Annotated in this window: 18 protein-coding genes; 8 read left to right on the forward strand and 10 right to left on the reverse strand. The window is 72.6% G+C overall.

Features of this window, described 5'->3' with window-relative positions; all coding sequences use genetic code 11:
- The first annotated feature begins 90 nt into the window (after positions 1-90).
- The gene (locus M8H82_RS01810) at positions 91-273 is read left to right on the forward strand and encodes a hypothetical protein (protein ID WP_250070490.1); all 183 of its coding nucleotides are present in this window, start codon (positions 91-93) and stop codon (positions 271-273) included.
- Between the two features lie 82 nt (positions 274-355).
- Here M8H82_RS01810 and M8H82_RS01815 read toward each other — a convergent pair whose 3' ends face one another.
- Together M8H82_RS01815 and M8H82_RS01820 are read right to left on the reverse strand one after the other, a co-directional pair.
- Positions 356-784: a hypothetical protein gene (locus M8H82_RS01815; protein WP_374211614.1), complete on the reverse strand. Its 429-nt coding sequence runs from the start codon at positions 782-784 to the stop codon at positions 356-358.
- Positions 781-1,383 (reverse strand): ATP-binding protein, encoded by a 603-nt coding sequence (locus M8H82_RS01820; protein WP_250070491.1) that lies wholly within the window; start codon positions 1,381-1,383, stop codon positions 781-783. The genes M8H82_RS01815 and M8H82_RS01820 overlap by 4 nt, the downstream gene beginning before the upstream one ends.
- A 202-nt stretch (positions 1,384-1,585) precedes the next feature.
- Here M8H82_RS01820 and M8H82_RS01825 point away from each other — a divergent pair, with 202 nt between their 5' ends.
- Both M8H82_RS01825 and M8H82_RS01830 read left to right on the forward strand, forming a co-directional pair.
- Positions 1,586-2,446, forward strand: coding sequence for a helix-turn-helix transcriptional regulator (locus tag M8H82_RS01825; protein ID WP_250070492.1), 861 nt, complete (start codon positions 1,586-1,588; stop codon positions 2,444-2,446).
- The gene (locus M8H82_RS01830) at positions 2,447-2,701 is read left to right on the forward strand and encodes a DUF397 domain-containing protein (RefSeq protein WP_250070493.1); all 255 of its coding nucleotides are present in this window, start codon (positions 2,447-2,449) and stop codon (positions 2,699-2,701) included.
- A 95-nt stretch (positions 2,702-2,796) separates the two neighbouring features.
- Here M8H82_RS01830 and M8H82_RS01835 read toward each other — a convergent pair whose 3' ends face one another.
- Together M8H82_RS01835 and M8H82_RS01840 are read right to left on the reverse strand one after the other, a co-directional pair.
- Entirely contained in the window at positions 2,797-3,102 is a 306-nt protein-coding gene (locus M8H82_RS01835; RefSeq protein ID WP_250070494.1) for a hypothetical protein, read from the reverse strand.
- 209 nt (positions 3,103-3,311) lie between these two features.
- Complete coding sequence (locus tag M8H82_RS01840) at positions 3,312-4,733, reverse strand: PLP-dependent aminotransferase family protein (protein WP_250070495.1); 1,422 nt, start codon at positions 4,731-4,733, stop codon at positions 3,312-3,314.
- Between the two features lie 46 nt (positions 4,734-4,779).
- Here M8H82_RS01840 and M8H82_RS01845 point away from each other — a divergent pair, with 46 nt between their 5' ends.
- Positions 4,780-5,256 carry a carboxymuconolactone decarboxylase family protein gene (locus M8H82_RS01845; protein ID WP_250070496.1) on the forward strand — a complete coding sequence of 159 codons (477 nt, stop codon included), beginning with the start codon at positions 4,780-4,782 and terminating at the stop codon, positions 5,254-5,256.
- 123 nt (positions 5,257-5,379) lie between these two features.
- Here the strand turns inward: M8H82_RS01845 and M8H82_RS01850 are convergent, their stop codons facing one another.
- The 3 genes from M8H82_RS01850 to M8H82_RS01860 all read right to left on the reverse strand — a co-directional run bounded on the left by M8H82_RS01850 (position 5,380) and on the right by M8H82_RS01860 (position 8,335).
- Complete coding sequence (locus tag M8H82_RS01850) at positions 5,380-6,867, reverse strand: glutamate synthase subunit beta (RefSeq protein ID WP_250070497.1); 1,488 nt, start codon at positions 6,865-6,867, stop codon at positions 5,380-5,382.
- Between the two features lie 92 nt (positions 6,868-6,959).
- Positions 6,960-7,439 carry a DUF1772 domain-containing protein gene (locus M8H82_RS01855; RefSeq protein WP_250070498.1) on the reverse strand — a complete coding sequence of 160 codons (480 nt, stop codon included), beginning with the start codon at positions 7,437-7,439 and terminating at the stop codon, positions 6,960-6,962.
- Positions 7,440-7,639: 200 nt separating this feature from the next.
- Complete coding sequence (locus M8H82_RS01860; RefSeq protein WP_250070499.1) at positions 7,640-8,335, reverse strand: DUF2293 domain-containing protein; 696 nt, start codon at positions 8,333-8,335, stop codon at positions 7,640-7,642.
- Positions 8,336-8,394: 59 nt separating this feature from the next.
- On the opposite strand from M8H82_RS01860, the gene M8H82_RS01865 reads away from it, so the two are divergent.
- Both M8H82_RS01865 and M8H82_RS01870 read left to right on the forward strand, forming a co-directional pair.
- Positions 8,395-9,036, forward strand: a complete 642-nt coding sequence (locus tag M8H82_RS01865; RefSeq protein WP_250070500.1) for a uridine kinase — start codon at positions 8,395-8,397, stop codon at positions 9,034-9,036.
- A 294-nt stretch (positions 9,037-9,330) separates the two neighbouring features.
- Positions 9,331-9,759: a CBS domain-containing protein gene (locus M8H82_RS01870; protein ID WP_250070501.1), complete on the forward strand. Its 429-nt coding sequence runs from the start codon at positions 9,331-9,333 to the stop codon at positions 9,757-9,759.
- A 57-nt stretch (positions 9,760-9,816) separates the two neighbouring features.
- On the opposite strand, the gene M8H82_RS01875 is transcribed toward M8H82_RS01870, so the two are convergent.
- A complete protein-coding gene (locus M8H82_RS01875; RefSeq protein WP_250070502.1) occupies positions 9,817-10,944 on the reverse strand; it encodes a magnesium and cobalt transport protein CorA in 1,128 nt (375 codons plus the stop codon).
- 220 nt (positions 10,945-11,164) lie between these two features.
- Between M8H82_RS01875 and M8H82_RS01880 the strand changes: the two genes are divergently transcribed.
- The gene (locus tag M8H82_RS01880) at positions 11,165-11,959 is read left to right on the forward strand and encodes a methyltransferase (protein ID WP_250070503.1); all 795 of its coding nucleotides are present in this window, start codon (positions 11,165-11,167) and stop codon (positions 11,957-11,959) included.
- A 209-nt stretch (positions 11,960-12,168) separates the two neighbouring features.
- Here the strand turns inward: M8H82_RS01880 and M8H82_RS01885 are convergent, their stop codons facing one another.
- A complete protein-coding gene (locus M8H82_RS01885) occupies positions 12,169-13,083 on the reverse strand; it encodes a carbohydrate kinase family protein (RefSeq protein ID WP_250070504.1) in 915 nt (304 codons plus the stop codon).
- Entirely contained in the window at positions 13,080-13,988 is a 909-nt protein-coding gene (locus tag M8H82_RS01890) for a pseudouridine-5'-phosphate glycosidase (RefSeq protein WP_250070505.1), read from the reverse strand. Before M8H82_RS01890 ends, M8H82_RS01885 begins: the two co-directional genes overlap by 4 nt.
- A gap of 100 nt (positions 13,989-14,088) precedes the next feature.
- Between M8H82_RS01890 and M8H82_RS01895 the strand changes: the two genes are divergently transcribed.
- Positions 14,089-14,517, forward strand: a complete 429-nt coding sequence (locus tag M8H82_RS01895) for a VOC family protein (protein WP_250070506.1) — start codon at positions 14,089-14,091, stop codon at positions 14,515-14,517.
- Positions 14,518-14,540 lie beyond the last annotated feature (23 nt).

Below are 14,540 nucleotides of genomic sequence, written 5' to 3' on the forward strand. Positions count from 1 at the left end.
CAACAATGTCTCAGTCCCGTCACTTCGCGAAGCGTTCACCCCGCTGTTGGCGTTTAACTCTTCGAGTACAGCGCTAGATGGAGGTGCAGGGTGAACAGGCGAACGGTGCTTGAGCGCTTTCCCGCCGGCGGTCCGCGAGGCTCGTGGCCGGCGGAGGAGTTCGCGCAGGCGCGGCGTCGGGAAGGCCTGGACGCCGAGGTCGTGATGGACCTGGCGACGGACACCTTCCTGGTGATCGTGCGCAGTGAGATGACCGTGGACGCGGCCGCCTGAACGGCGGCCCGAAGGGGGCGCGGGGCACTGCGCGACCAGCCACGACGCAGCCGCGGACGGCAGGCCGTCCTGCCGCGCAGCGCTACGCGCTGACCTGCCGGGCCCAGGGCGGATTCGTCCCCGTCAGCCGGCACAGCGCCAGATACAGCGGAATAGGCGGCGTGTAAGGCACCGCGCCCTCCGGCCGGTGGATCAGCCGGACCTCGTCGGGAACCACCGCGCCCGTCGCGTACCGACACGGCTCCGGCCACTCCAGCGCGTAGTCGGAGTCGGACGGGACGATCCACCACCAGTACGCGTCATCGGCGTAGACGCATCCCACCTGGGGCAGCCGGGGCAGGATGAGCGGCCCGAGGCGTGCGGGGACGGCCACCGCGTCGAAACCCAGTGGCGTGCTCATGCCTTCCGGCACCGCCAGCCTCGACGGTTCGAGCCGCGGAGCGAGCCCGCGGCGAAGTCGGACCAATGTGTCCAGGTTCAGTACCTGACCGCCGCCGGACGTCACGCTCACGCAGGCCCCCCGTCCTCGTCGTCGCCGTCGGATCCCCCGGCGGGACCGCCCGGCTTCGGCCGGGCCCCCCAGCCCAGGTCGTTGCGCGGCCCGGTGTCCTCGCGAGGCGTGTCCGCCTTGCGCGGCAGTTCCGCCCAGACGAGCAGGCCGGGCCCGTGCTCATGGGCGCCCCAGGAGTGACAGAGGGCGTCGACGAGGAGCAATCCCCTCCCGTGCTCCTCGTCGCCGCGCTGCGCCGCCGGGTGGGGCTCACCCGGTGCGCATCCCTGATCGCGCACGGCTATTCGCACCAGTTCGTCGCCGTCGTGCAGCTCGCAGACGATGTGCCTGCTCGCCGTGTGCACGATGGCGTTGGTGACGAGTTCGGAGACCACCAGGGCCGCCGTGTCGCAGGTGTCCTCGCAGACCGACCAGCCGGTCAGCCGGGCCCTCGTCAGGCGTCTGGCCTGCGCGGGGGAACCCGGATGTGCGGCCAGCTCGAAACGGAACCGGCGCTCGGCGGGACCCGGCTGAGGGCCTACCGACATGGCGGCGCCGAGGCCGGGCGGGCCTGCGGCGGCGTCTGTTCCTAAGGGCGCGGACGGAATCACGCTTGCCACTATCGCCCCGCCGTGAACACTTGGCAAGTGTCACTCTGAAAAATGCAGAGTGCTGTGTGACGCAGTGGATGGCCGTGGCACACTGCTCGCAACAGCATGTCGAGCGGCGCCAATTGGGATCGCCGGAGGTCTGTCCAGATCTTCGAATAGGTCTTCGAATGGCGCCGCAGGGCTGTCAGGATTCATTGGTGGAGGTGGGAGCGTGAGCGAGCCGCGGTCCGCGCCGACGGTCGGCCAGGTCGTCCTCGGCCGGCGCCTGCTGGACCTGCGGGAACGCGCCGGGCTCAAGCGCGAGGAGGCCGCCCGCGTCCTGCGCGTCGCCCCCGCCACCGTCCGCCGGATGGAGATGGCCGAGGTCGGCCTGAAGATCCCGTACCTCCAGCTGCTTCTGAAGGCGTACGGGGTCGGCGACGAGGAGGCCGCGGCCTTCGTGCAGCTCGCCGAGGACGCCAACAAACCCGGCTGGTGGCAGCGGTTCCACGACATCCTGCCGGGCTGGTTCTCGATGTACGTCAGCCTGGAGGGGGCCGCGAGCCTCATTCGGTCGTACGAGCCGCATTTCGTTCCCGGCCTGATGCAGACCGAGGACTACGCGCGCGGGGTGCTGCGCTCGGGCGCCATCGGCCAGACCGAGCCCGACGACATCGAGCGCCATGTGGCGCTGCGCATGCAACGCCAGGATCTGCTCACCCGGCCCGACGCCCCCCGCATGTGGGCGGTGATGGACGAGACCGTGCTGCGCCGCCAGGTCGGCGGCCCGGAGGTGATGCGTGCCCAGATCGACCGGTTGCTCGAGATGACGGAGCTGCCCAATGTGACGTTGCAGGTCGCCCCGTTCGAGAGCGGGCCGCATCCGGGCACGTACGGGCCGTTCGTGCTGTTCCGATTCGCCATGTCAGAACTGCCGGACATGGTCTACAGCGAGTACCTGACCGGCGCCGTCTACCTGGACGCGCGCTCCGAGGTGGCGACCCACCTGGAGGTCATGGACCGCATGGCGGCGCAGGCCGCTACGGCGCATCGCACGAAGGAGATCCTCCGGGATCTCCGCAAGGAGCTGTGAATGGATCGCATCAAGCCGCGGATACCCGTCTACAACGGCATGCCCGCGCGGGAGTTGGGCAGCGAGGGCTGGCACAAGCCGTGGAGCGGCGGTAACGGCGGCAACTGCCTGGAGGCGATGAAGCTTGCCGACGGCCGGATCGCCGTCCGTCAGTCGACGGACCCGGACGGACCGGCGCTGATCTACACCACCGACGAGATGACGGCCTTCATCGAGGGCGCCAAGGCGGGGGTGGCCGACTTCCTGATCTCCTGAGGCAGTTCCCTCATCGGGTGTGCCGGTTGCCTTGCTAAGACGCTGAGTTGCTGACTGATGAAAAGCGCGGGGAAGCGCGGGGAGGCGCGGGACGCTCAGAACCAGGACATGATCCGGCGCGGGGCGTCGACCACGCGGCTGACGACCACCACCGGCAGCGGCGGCTGCTCCGCCTTGCTGGACCTGAGGTTCAGCCCGTAGTAGATCTGCTCGATCGACGGCGGTCCGACCGCGAGGTTGCGCCGGACCGCGGATCGTCCTCGGCTCCGCTCAGGATCACGAAACCCGGCAGCACCGGCAGCCCGGCACCGGCCGCGCGGGCCAGATTCGCGGCTCCAGGCCGAGGACCACCCCGCGCCGGGGCGCGTCCCCGTCGCGCGCGCCTTCTCCGTGGCGTTCATCGAGCGTCGTCATCGAGCACCCTCCAGGACCGGCCGCCAACAGGGGGGACGCGCGGGGTGGGCCCTGCGCCTGACGGCGGAACGAAGGATGGGACGGACCACGGCCGAGCCGGATCGACACGACAGCGGTACGCCTCCTGCTCCGTGATCCCACCGCTGCTCCCGTCCGTGCAGCCCGGAAGCCGCTTTTCGGACACACCGGAACGGATTCACGGATCCGGAAACGTGGCGCAGAGCGCGTCCAGAGCGGCCGTATAGGCGTGCTCGGAGGGCGTGGCATAGCCGACGACCAGCCCGTCATGGGCCGGTACGGCGGTCTCCGCGGCGCCCGGGTGCCGGAACGCGGCGAGCCCGTCGAGGGCCACGCCGAGCCGCCCGGCCCGCTCGACGGTGGCCGCCTCCGTCCCCGGCGGCAGCCGCAGCACCGCGTGCAGCCCGGCCGCCACCCCGGTGACCTCGACGTGCGGCGCCCGTGCGGCGAGCGCCGCGACGAGCCGGTCCCGGCGGTGGCGGTACCGCTGCCGCATGCGCCGCACATGACGGTCGTAGGACCCGCGCGCGAGCAAGTCGGCAAGGCAGAGCTGGTCGAGCACGCTCGCCCAGGCCTCCCGTTCGCCCTTGGCCGCCAGCACGCCCTCGACGTACTCCCCGGGCAGCACCATCCAGCCCAGGCGGACCGCCGGGGACAGGCTCTTGCTGACGGACCCGACGAAGATCACCCGCTCGGGGTCGAGCCCCTGCACGGCGCCGACGGGCTTGCGGTCGTAACGGAACTCCCCGTCGTAGTCGTCCTCCACGACCACCGCCCCACGCGCGCGTGCCCAGTCGATCACCGCGGCGCGGCGGTCGGCGTGCAGCGGGCCGCCGGTCGGGAACTGGTGCGCGGGCGTGAGCAGGACGCCGCGTTCGCGGGTGAGCCGGTCGACCCGGGCGCCGTCCTCGTCGAGAGGCAGCGGTACGGTCCGCACCCCGGCGCCGGTCAGCAGCTCCCGGTGGAAGGGCAGCCCGTACGCCTCCACGGCCAGCGGACCGCGCAGCACGCGCCCCTCGAAGAGCAGCCGCAGCGCGTGCGCGAAGCCGGAGCAGATCACGATCCGGTCCGGATCGCAGCGGACGCCACGCGCGCGTGCGAGGTACTCCGCCAGCGCCTCCCGCAGCTCGATCCGCCCGGCCGGGTCCCCGGGCCCGAACACCTCGTTGGGGGCCTGCTGCACGGCCCGCCGGTAGGAGGCGAGCCAGTCCGCGCGCGGGAAGCCCGACACGTCCGGGGTGCCCTGCCGCAGGTCGTGGCGCGGGCCACGCGCGCGTGGAGGGGCCTTCACCGGCGTTTTCACGGCGTGTCGCAGCGGCTCGGCCCGTTCGGCGACCTGTGTGCCCGAGCCCTGGCGTGCGGTGAGCCAGCCCTCGGCGACGAGCTCCGCGTACGCGTCGGCCACGGTGTTCCGGGCGACACCCAGGTCGGCGGCGAGCGACCGGTAGGGCGGAAGCCGGGTGCCGGGGGCGAGCCGGCCGCTGCGTACGGCGTCGCGCAGGGCACGGATCAGGGCGGCCCGTCTGCCGCCGGGACCGGACAGCTCCAGATGCAGGTCGGCGCCGATCCGCTCCGCGGAATTGACCCATGATTCGGACACGAAAATGCACCCTACAGGGGGTCTTTCGGAACCGTAGGTTGAAGGCATGACGACGCACACGCCGGTCGGGGCGAAGACGCCCCGCATGAACTTCGCCCAGACGGCCCCGAAGGTCTACCGTGCCCTCATCGGCTTCGACGCCGCGGCCCGCGAGGGCCTGGACCCGACGCTCGTGGAGCTGGTCCAGATCCGCGCCTCGCTCCTCAACAACTGCGCGTACTGCCTGCACATGCACACCAACGACGCCCGCAAGGCCGGTGAGAGCGAGGACCGGCTGCACATGGTGGCGGTCTGGCGGGAGGCCCGGCACTTCTTCACCGAGCGCGAGCAGGCGGCGCTGGCGCTGACGGAGGCGGTGACGCTGGTCGCCGAGGGCGGTGTCCCGGACGCCGTCTACGCCGAGGCCGCGGCCCATTTCGACGAGGAGGAACTGGCCCGGGTGCTGGCCCTCGTCTTCACGATCAACACCTGGAACCGGATGGCGCTGGCCACCGGAAAGGTGGCGGGGACGGACGAGCGGTAGGCCCGGCCCCGGTGCGGGGAGCTGCATGGTCATCGGATGGTCGTGCGGTGAGGTCGGCGCCGGTGCGAGGAGCTGCACGGTCATCGGGCGGTCGTGCGGTGAGGTCGGCGCCGGTGCGGGGACCTACACGGTCATCGGCCGGTCGTACGGCGAGATCGGCGCCGGCAGCCGCGAACTCCCCGTCAGATAGCGGTCCACCGCCGCGGCCGCCGCCCGCCCCTCCGCGATCGCCCACACGATCAGCGACTGGCCCCGGGCGGCGTCCCCGGCGGCGAACACCCCGGGGACGTTGGTGGCGAAGCCCACGTCCCGCGCGATCGTGCCGCGGGGCTCCAGCGCAAGACCCAGCTGCCCGATCAGCCCGTCCTGCCGGTCGGGCCCCGAGAAGCCGAGCGCCAGCAGGATCAGATCGGCCGGAATGGCCCGTCCGGTGCCGGGCAGCGGGCGGCGGCTCGAGTCGACCTCGACCAGGTGCAGGGACCGTACCCGCCCCTCCGCGTCCCCCGTGAAGCGCAGCGTCGACGCCGCGAACAGCCGCGCGTCCGCGTCCGCCGCGGGGGCGGTCCGCAGCGCCCCGGCCTCCTCGTGGGCCGCCGAGAGCCGGTAGATCCTCGGATACGTCGGCCAGGGCTCGGAGTCGTCGTCGCGCTCGGCGCCGGGCTGGGCGTAGATGTCGAGCTGGGTCACCGAGGCGGCGCCCTCCCGCACCGCCGTGCCCAGGCAGTCGGCGCCGGTGTCCCCGCCGCCGACGATGACGACATGCTTCCCGGCGGCGGACATCGGCGATGCCTGGATATCGCCCTCGCACACCCGGTTGGCCAGCGGCAGATACTCCATGGCCTGGTGGATCCCGGCCAACTCGCGCCCGGGTACGTCCAGTTCACGCCACGCGGTCGCGCCGGTGGCGAGCAGCACGGCGTCGTAGCGCGTACGCAGCTCGTCCGCCGCGATGTCCCGCCCGACGACCGTCGAGGTACGGAACCTCGTCCCCTCGGCCCGCATCTGCTCGACCCGCCGCTCCAGCTGGGCCTTCTCCATCTTGAACTCGGGGATGCCGTACCGCATCAGCCCGCCGATCCGGTCGTCCTTCTCGTACACGACGACCGTGTGCCCGGCCCGGGTCAGCTGCTGTGCCGCCGCGAGCCCCGTGGGCCCCGACCCGATCACCGCGACGGTCCGTCCCGACAGCCGGTCCGGCGGCCGAGGCGGGGCGAACCCCAGCTCCCAGGCGCGGTCGGCGATCGCGCACTCGACGTTCTTGATGGTGACCGCGGGCTGATTGATGGCGAGCACACACCCCGCCTCGCAGGGCGCCGGGCACAACCGGCCGGTGAACTCGGGGAAGTTGTTGGTGGCGTGCAGCCGGTCGGCGGCCGCCCGCCAGTCCTCCCTCGACACCAGGTCGTTCCACTCGGGGATCAGATTGCCGAGCGGACAGGCGTCGTGGCAGAACGGGATCCCGCAGTCCATGCACCGGTCGGCCTGCTTGCTGACGATGGGCAGCAGCGCGCCGGGGACGTACACCTCGTCCCAGTCCCTGACCCGCTCCTCGACCGGCCGGCGGGGCCAGTCCTGGCGGGGTGTGGTCATGAATCCCTTGGGATCGGCCATGGCCGTCTCCCTCGCGTGCGGAGCGGGGCCGTACGTCATCGGGCGGCACTCTTCCGGCCACGATACGTCTCATCAGCCCCTTGCGCTCTCGCTCAGGCCAGCGCCAGGACGTAGCAGATCGCGGCGGCGGCCGAAGCGACCGTGCGGACGTGGTTCCAGGCCGTCCACTCCCGCACGTACCCGGTCCAGTACGCGGCGGCCTCGCGGGTGCCCGCCTCCACCTTCACCAGCGCGTCGTTGCGGGGCACGTTGGCGAGCACGGTCACCCCGAACGAGCCGAACAGGTACAACGCGCTGCCCAGCAGCAGCTCCACGGTCCCCTCGTCCGGCCACACCACGAACGTCACCACGGCGAGCACGGCGCACAGCACCGCCGAGCCGATGAACACGGCCATGAAGGCGGGGGTCACCGCGGCCACGTTGATCGCCTGCATCGCGGCGACGCCCTGCGCGGGCGGCAGCGCGGCGAGCCCCTTCATCACGAAGGTGGAGAACGCGCAGAACGCCCCGGCCACCAGCCCCGTCCCCAGCACACCCAGCACGGTCAGCACGAAAAACGGTCCATCGATCATGACGACGTCAACTCCCCGGTTCCGCCGGGATCCTCCCCGGTACCACCTGTCACCACAAGTGAAATAGCCGGCGCCGCCGCTTCCCATGGCCGAGCGCCGCGAGGGCATACGCGAGAGTCCAGACGGGTGAGGGTCGGTTCTCCGGGCGGGTCGTCGGGGGAGCGCTGGGCGCGTGCCGGGCGGGTCTACCGGTGGGCCGTTCAGCTCGCCTCCGCCGCCTGCTCGCGCCAGTTCCTCAGCACGGTCTCCACCGCCGCCGCGATCCGCCGCCGGGCCTCGTGACGCGGCACCCCGCTCATCAGCAACTGGTCGTACGGCGTGTCCGTATGCCGTACGGACGCCACCACCGCCGAGATCACCGCCCCCTCGGACAGCGCCCGCCCCGCCGCGCTCCGGCCCACCCGCCCGCTGCCCCGCACCGAGGCGTGCGCGGCGGTCGCGGCCGCCCGCTCCGGCGGGCACCCCGGGAACAGCCGCCGTATCTCCGCCGCGAACGCCTCCGTGAACCGCCCGTCCTCGGCCGCCCGGCGCCGCGCGTCCCGCAACCGCCGGCGCCGCCTCGCCTCGGCGTCCGCCAGGCACCGCCCCTCGGCCCGGGCGAGACCCGCCTCCTCCACGAGGACGCCCTGCCGCTCGTAGCGGCCCTTGCGCCGGTTGAACCGCACGACCACCGCCGACAGCACGCTCTCCTCCCGCGACCGCCGGGTCAGTGCGGTGTCGCCGCGCGGGAGGAAGACCAGGTGCCCGAGGTCCGCGCAGTCGAGACACCGGGGCGTCCCGTCCTCCAGCACGAGCAGCGACAGCGGCCCGCCCCGGCACTCCGCGCAGTGCCGCCGCCGGAGCGGCTGGATCACGAGAAGTCCGCCGTGACGCGGGGGAGTTGTCAGGTGCTCCATACGCGGTTCATTCCCCCGGACGTGCACCGACACCACCCCCTCCCCTGCCCTGACGCATCATGGGCCCTGTGCGACTCGAAGCGATCACCTGGGAACGGCTCGGCGACCTGCTCGCCGATCGGCTGCTCGACCTGAAGCCCGCCGACGGCTCCCCCTGGCCCCGCATCGCCTTCGACGGCGCCCCCGCGGCCCGCCCGGGAGACCTCGCGGAACGCGTCGCCGAAGCCCTGCGCACCCGCGGCCGTCCCTCGCTGGTCGTCGGCGCCGAGGGGTTCCTGCGCCCCGCCTCCCTCCGTCTGGAACACGGCCGCCAGGACGTGGAGGCCTACTACGACGGCTGGTTGGACACCGGCGCCCTGTGGCGCGAGGTCTTCGGCCCCCTCGAACCGGGTGGCGACGGCCGCGTCCTGCCCGACCTGTGGGACCCGCTCACCGACCGGGCCACCCGCAGCCCTTACGTCCGACTCCCGCCCGGTGGTGTGCTGTTGCTGCACGGCCCGCTGCTGCTGCGGCACTGGTTTCCCTTCGACCTCTCCGTCCATGTACTCCTCTCCCCGGGCGCCCTGCGCCGCCGTACTCCCGAACCCGACCACTGGACCCTCCCCGCCTTCGCGCGCTACGAGGACGAGACCGACCCCGCCGCCACCGCCGACGTCCTGGTTCGCGCCGACGATCCCCGGCACCCTGCCTGGAGCGGCTGATCGAGGGCCTGACAGGTGCCCCGAGCGGCGGCGGACGGGCGGGCCCGGCACGGGGTCTCGAGCGGTTGAAGGGCGGGTCCGGCACGCAGCCCCGAGGGGCTGATCAAGGGCCCCGGCACGCGGTCCCGAGCGGCTGATGGGCGGGCCTTGCACGCCGCCCCGAGCGGCTGGTCAGCCCGGTCAGGGCCCCGCCGCTGAAGGTGCGGGCGCCGGCCGGCGCGGCGAGAATGTAGGGCGCCGGGACCAGCGGTGCGCCCTGCGCCGCGTCGGCCGTCCGGCATGAGGAGGCATTCCATGACCACTGCCGGAGACATCATGCACCGCGGAGCCCAGTGGATCCCGGCGCACGAGACCCTGGACCGCGCCGCCCAGCTGATGCGCGACCTCGGCGTCGGAGCCCTGCCCATCAGCGACGAGAACGAACGCCTCTGCGGCATTCTCACCGACCGCGACATCGTCGTCGGCTGCGTGGCCATGGGACACGACCCGGCCAAGGTCACCGCCGGCGAGATGGCCCAGGGCACCCCGCGCTGGATCGAGGCGGACGCCGACGTCGGCGAGGTGCTCCGGGAGATGAAGGAGCATCAGATCCGCAGGCTCCCCGTCATCGAGAACAAGCGCCTGGTCGGCATGATCAGCGAGGCCGACCTGGCCCGGCATCTGTCGGACGACCAGATCGGCGCCTGGGCCGAGAGCGTCTACGCCCGGACCCCCGCGCACTGAACACCCCGCTCGCACACCCCCGGCCGGGCATCCGCCGCCGGGGGTGACGGCACGCCCTCACAGCCAGCCGTTGCGCCGGAACCCGCGGTACAGCGTCAGACAGGCCACGGCGATCACGCCTATGACCAGCGGGTAGCCGAACTGCCAGTGCAGTTCCGGCATGTGGTCGAAGTTCATGCCGTAGACCCCGCAGACCATCGTCGGCACGGCGACCAGCGCGGCCCAGGCCGTGATCTTCCGCATGTCCTCGTTCTGCGCGACCGTGACCTGCGCGAGGTGCGCCTGGAGGATCGAGTTGAGCAGCTCGTCGAAGGAGGCGATCTGGTCCTTGACCCGCAGCAGGTGATCCGTGACGTCCCGGAAGTACGCCTGTATCTCCGGGTCGACCACCCGTATCGGCCGGGTGGCGAGCTCCTCCAGCGGTCGCGCGAGCGGCGCCACCGCCCGCTTCAGTTCCAGGAGTTCGCGCTTGAGCTGGTAGATCCGGCCGGGGTCGACGCGGGCACCGGCTTCGGCGAACACGTCCGTCTCCACCTGGTCGAGGTCTCCCTGCACCGAGTCGGTGACGCTCAGGTATTCGTCGACCACGTGGTCCGCGAGGGCGTGCAGTACTGCGGCCGGGCCCTTGGAGAGCTGTTCGGGATCCGCCTCCAGTTCCTCGCGCAGCGGACCCAGTGAGCCGTGCCGCCCGTGCCGCACGGTGATCACGAAGTCATGGCCGGTGAAGACCATGATCTCGCCGGTGTTCACCACCTCGCTGGTCGCCGTGAGTTCCTCGTGCTCGACGTAGCAGACCGTCTTGAACACCGCGAACAGCGTCTCGTCGTAGCGCTCCAGCTTCGGACGCTGATGGGCCTCGATCGCGTCCTCGACGGCCAGCGGATGCAGTTCGAAGAGCTCGGCGATGTCCGCGAACTCCAGATCGGTCGGCTCGTGCAGACCGAGCCAGACGAAACCGTCGCCGTGCTTGCGCACCCGCTCCACGGTCTCGACGAGATCGCCGCCCCCGGGGACCCGCCGGCCGTCGCGATAGCTCACGCAGTTCACCACGGAGGAGCCCAGCGGGGAGCGAGCCGGGTGGCTCAGGTCGACGCGGCGGCGCCGCCGGGCCAGCCGCGCCACTCTGCGCAGGCCACCGGCCTTGCCGAGGCTCGTGACCTTCCGCAGATTTCCTGCCATGGACATCTGGATCTCCTTGCGTGCCGTGCGTGGATCTCCTCGCGCCGCTCTTCCGCGCTGGTCGCGCCAGTCTGCCAGTTCGGCGGGAGAGCCGGGCGAGCCTGTGGGAACAGTGCGTTCCGTTTGGTTCCCGGCTGTGGACAACTCCGGTTCGGCCGGGTCGCGAACCGCGTCCGGGCGCGCGTCGACCTCTACGGACAAGAGGGATAACTGGGATGATCCCGGCATGACGCGATCCGACGGGTACCTCCTGGACAACCGGCAGCGTGAGGCGGGCGAGCGCTTCGACGCCTTCGCCGCACTCTTCGATCCCACCACCTTCCGTCACTTCGAGTCCTTCGGCATCGGGTCCGGCTGGCGCTGCTGGGAGATCGGCGCGGGCGGCACCTCCGTGGTGTCGTGGCTGGCCAAGAAGGTCGGGCCGACCGGGCGGGTGGTGGCAACGGACGTCGACACCTCGCGGATCGCCGCGGCAGCCCGGCCGCCCGTCGAGGTGCGGGTCCATGACGTGGGGACCGAGGAGCCGCCCGGAGAGGGCTTCGATCTGGTGCATGCCCGGCTCGTCCTCGTTCATGTCCCCGACCGGGCCAGGGCGTTGCGGTCCATGGTCAGCGCCCTGCGGCCCGGCGGACGGCTGCTGGTCGAGGACGCCGATCCCGCCCTGCAGCCCCTGGTCTGCCCCGACGAGCACGGCCCCGACCAGCAACTGGCCAACCGACTGCGGCAGGGTTTCCGCAAACTCCTCGCCGACCGCGGCGCCGACCTCTCCTACGGGCGCGGACTCCCGCGGCTGCTGCGCGAGGCGGGGCTTCAGCGGGTGCACGCCGACGCCTACTTCCCGCTGAGCTCTCCCGCCTGCGCGGCACTGGAGTCGGCCAGGATCCAGCATGTCCGCGAGCAACTCGTCGCCGCGGGCTTCGCCACGGACGCGGAGGTCGACCGCCATCTGAGCAATGTCGCCTCCGGGGAGATGGACCTGGCCACGGCGCCGATGATTTCGGCGTGGGGGCGCAAGATGTAACGGGGGAGGGCGGGGCGATGGTGATGCCCGGCGCTCGAATGCCGATATTCGTGCGGGTGCGGGTGCGGGTGCGGGTGCGGGTGCGGGTGCGGGCGCGGGCGCTGGGCTCTGGGTGCCCGGCGGTCGGCCCGCGTGCGCGGTGCCCGGAGAGATCGGCCCGCGGCGCGTGCCTGTCCGTGCCGTCCGTGCCGTCCGTGCCGTCCGTGCCGTCAGTCCGTCCCCGGTGGTCTGCCGCCCACCCGCTCCACCGCCAGCGCCCCCGCCCGGCACCCCTCCCGCGCCGCCTCCTCCGGCTCGGCGCCCTGGAGCAGGGCCGCCAGGAACGCGCCGGTGAAGGCGTCGCCCGCCCCCGTGGTGTCGGTCGGCTTCGCCGGTTCGGCAGGCACCTGGGCGCACACCGTGCCGGCCCGCGCCACCAGCGCACCGCCCGCGCCCCGCTTGACGACGACGAGTGGGACATGGCGGCTCAACTTGGCCGCCGCGTCGGCCACGTCGGGCAACCCCGTCAGCAGGCACGCCTCGTCCCGGCTGGGCAGCAACACCTCGACACCCGCCACCAGCGCCAGGAAGCGGTCCACGCCCAGGCCCGCCAGGAACCCGGCCGAGGCAGGGTCCAGGCTCACCGGCACGCCACGCGCGCGTGCCGACTGCAGGGCCGCCGCCACCAGGGCGCGGCTCGGCTCGGAGAACAGCAGATAGCCCGACAGGTGCAGCCGGGCGACCCCGTCGAGCAGCGCGTCCGACCAGTCGCCGGGCTCCAGCCGCAGCGAGGCGCCGCTGTCGGTCAGGAAGGTCCGCTCGGCCGCCGCGCCGGTGTCCACCAGGCAGATCACCGTCCCGGTCGGGGCCTCCGGGTCGACGACCAGACGGGGCAGCACGCCGCAGGCGGCCAGCTCCCGCTCGTGCCAGGCCGCCGCATCCTCGCCCACCCGTCCCAGCAGCCGTACCTCCGCGCCGGTGCGGTACGCGGCCCAGCAGGCCACGTTGGCGCCCGCGCCGCCGGGCACCGTTCGGATCGCGGCGGCCGTGTCCGTGCCCGGGGCGAGCGGTCCCCGGTGACGGGCGATCACGTCCGTGACGACATCGCCGACGACCAGCAGGGCACCGCCGGCCACGGTCGTCATGCCCGGGTCCAGGCCGCCGCGATCCGCGCCGCCAGCCGTACGTTGCCGCGCACCGCCGCCAGATTGGCGCTGAGGGAGGCCCCGTCGGTGTGCCGCACCAGGTGGTCGAGCAGGAACGGGGTGACCGCCTGACCGGTGACTCCCGCCTGCTCACACGCGTGCAGCGCTTCGGCGAGCACACGCGCGTGCAGGTCGGGGTCCAGTTGCTCGGCCTCCGGAACGGGGTTGGCGACGATCAGCGCCGACTCCGGCCCGTCGAGGGCGTCCTGAGCGCGCATCACGTCCGCCGCCTCCTCGGGCGACCGCAGTGTCCAGTCGACGGGGTGGCCGGAGTCCGCCAGGTAGAAGCCGGGGAAGCGGTCCGTGCCGTACCCGGCCACCGCGACACCCAGCGTCTCAAGCCGCTGGAGCGTCGCAGGCACGTCCAGGATCGACTTCACGCCCGCGCAGACCACCGTGATGCGGGTGCGCGCCAGCAGGCCCAGGTCGGCCGACTCGTCCTGCGTCACCGTCCACTCCCGGTGCACCCCGCCGAGCCCGCCCGTCGCGAAGACCCGTACCCCCGCCCGGGCCGCCAGCAGCGCCGTCGCCGAGACCGTGGTCGCCCCGCTCGCCCCGGCCGCCACCGCGAGCGGCAGATCGCGGTGGCCCAGCTTGCGGATCCCGTCCTCGTTGGCGACCCGCTCCACCTGCTCCTTGTCCAGGCCGACATGGGGCCGCCCGTCGAGCACGGCGATCGTCGCGGGCACGGCGCCCTCCCGCCGTACTGCATCCTCCAGCTCCAGGGCCACCTGGAGGTTGCGCGGGCGGGGCAGCCCGTGCGCGATGATCGTGGACTCCAAAGCCACCACGGGTCGCCGCGCGTCGATCGCGTCCCGCACCTCTTCCGCCACCACCAGCACCACGCGCCCGCCTCCTGTCCGTCGGTTCTCCCTCATCCCTGGCGGGTCGGGCGCCCGGTCAAACCACTTGCGGCCGGTGAGGGACGACACCAGCCTGGGACGCATGACCGACCACACCGCACGACTCGACCATGCCGTCCTCTGGGTGAGCGACCCGATCGGCTCGGCCGAGTTCTACGAGAAGACGCTCGGCGCGGAGCCCGTACGGCTCGCTGACTACGCCGCCGGACAGGTGCCCTTCCCCTCGGTGCGGCTCAACGAGGAGACCATCCTCGACCTCATGCCGCTGACCATGGCCGAGCGCATGACGATGCTCCCGGGGGCCGCGGAGAGCGCGGGCCACCCGGTCAACCACCTCTGCGTCGCCCTGGGAGCGGATGCCTTCGACGCACTCCTGGACCGCTTGCAGGAGCGCGCGGTCCCGGTCTCCGACGTCGCCTTCGGCTCCTTCGGCGCCCGCGGGCCGGCCAAGCGCAGCTTCTACTTCCGCGACCCGGACGGGAACGTCTTCGAGGCCCGGCACTACGACTAGCGGCCGGGCGCACCGACGAACGG

Origin of the sequence: Streptomyces sp. YS415 (assembly GCF_023544665.1) — a bacterium.
In the GTDB taxonomy this organism is placed as follows: Bacteria; Actinomycetota; Actinomycetes; order Streptomycetales; family Streptomycetaceae; genus Streptomyces.

Coding starts and splice junctions, on each gene's coding strand:
- M8H82_RS01830 (WP_250070493.1), top strand. CDS start 2,447: ATGGATCGCATCAAGCCGCGGATACCCGTCTACAACGGCATGCCCGCG.
- M8H82_RS01835 (WP_250070494.1), bottom strand. CDS start 3,102: ATGAACGCCACGGAGAAGGCGCGCGCGACGGGGACGCGCCCCGGCGCG.
- M8H82_RS01845 (WP_250070496.1), top strand. CDS start 4,780: ATGACGACGCACACGCCGGTCGGGGCGAAGACGCCCCGCATGAACTTC.
- M8H82_RS01850 (WP_250070497.1), bottom strand. CDS start 6,867: ATGGCCGATCCCAAGGGATTCATGACCACACCCCGCCAGGACTGGCCC.
- M8H82_RS01855 (WP_250070498.1), bottom strand. CDS start 7,439: ATGATCGATGGACCGTTTTTCGTGCTGACCGTGCTGGGTGTGCTGGGG.
- M8H82_RS01860 (WP_250070499.1), bottom strand. CDS start 8,335: ATGGAGCACCTGACAACTCCCCCGCGTCACGGCGGACTTCTCGTGATC.
- M8H82_RS01865 (WP_250070500.1), top strand. CDS start 8,395: ATGGGCCCTGTGCGACTCGAAGCGATCACCTGGGAACGGCTCGGCGAC.
- M8H82_RS01870 (WP_250070501.1), top strand. CDS start 9,331: ATGACCACTGCCGGAGACATCATGCACCGCGGAGCCCAGTGGATCCCG.
- M8H82_RS01875 (WP_250070502.1), bottom strand. CDS start 10,944: ATGTCCATGGCAGGAAATCTGCGGAAGGTCACGAGCCTCGGCAAGGCC.
- M8H82_RS01880 (WP_250070503.1), top strand. CDS start 11,165: ATGACGCGATCCGACGGGTACCTCCTGGACAACCGGCAGCGTGAGGCG.
- M8H82_RS01885 (WP_250070504.1), bottom strand. CDS start 13,083: ATGACGACCGTGGCCGGCGGTGCCCTGCTGGTCGTCGGCGATGTCGTC.
- M8H82_RS01895 (WP_250070506.1), top strand. CDS start 14,089: ATGACCGACCACACCGCACGACTCGACCATGCCGTCCTCTGGGTGAGC.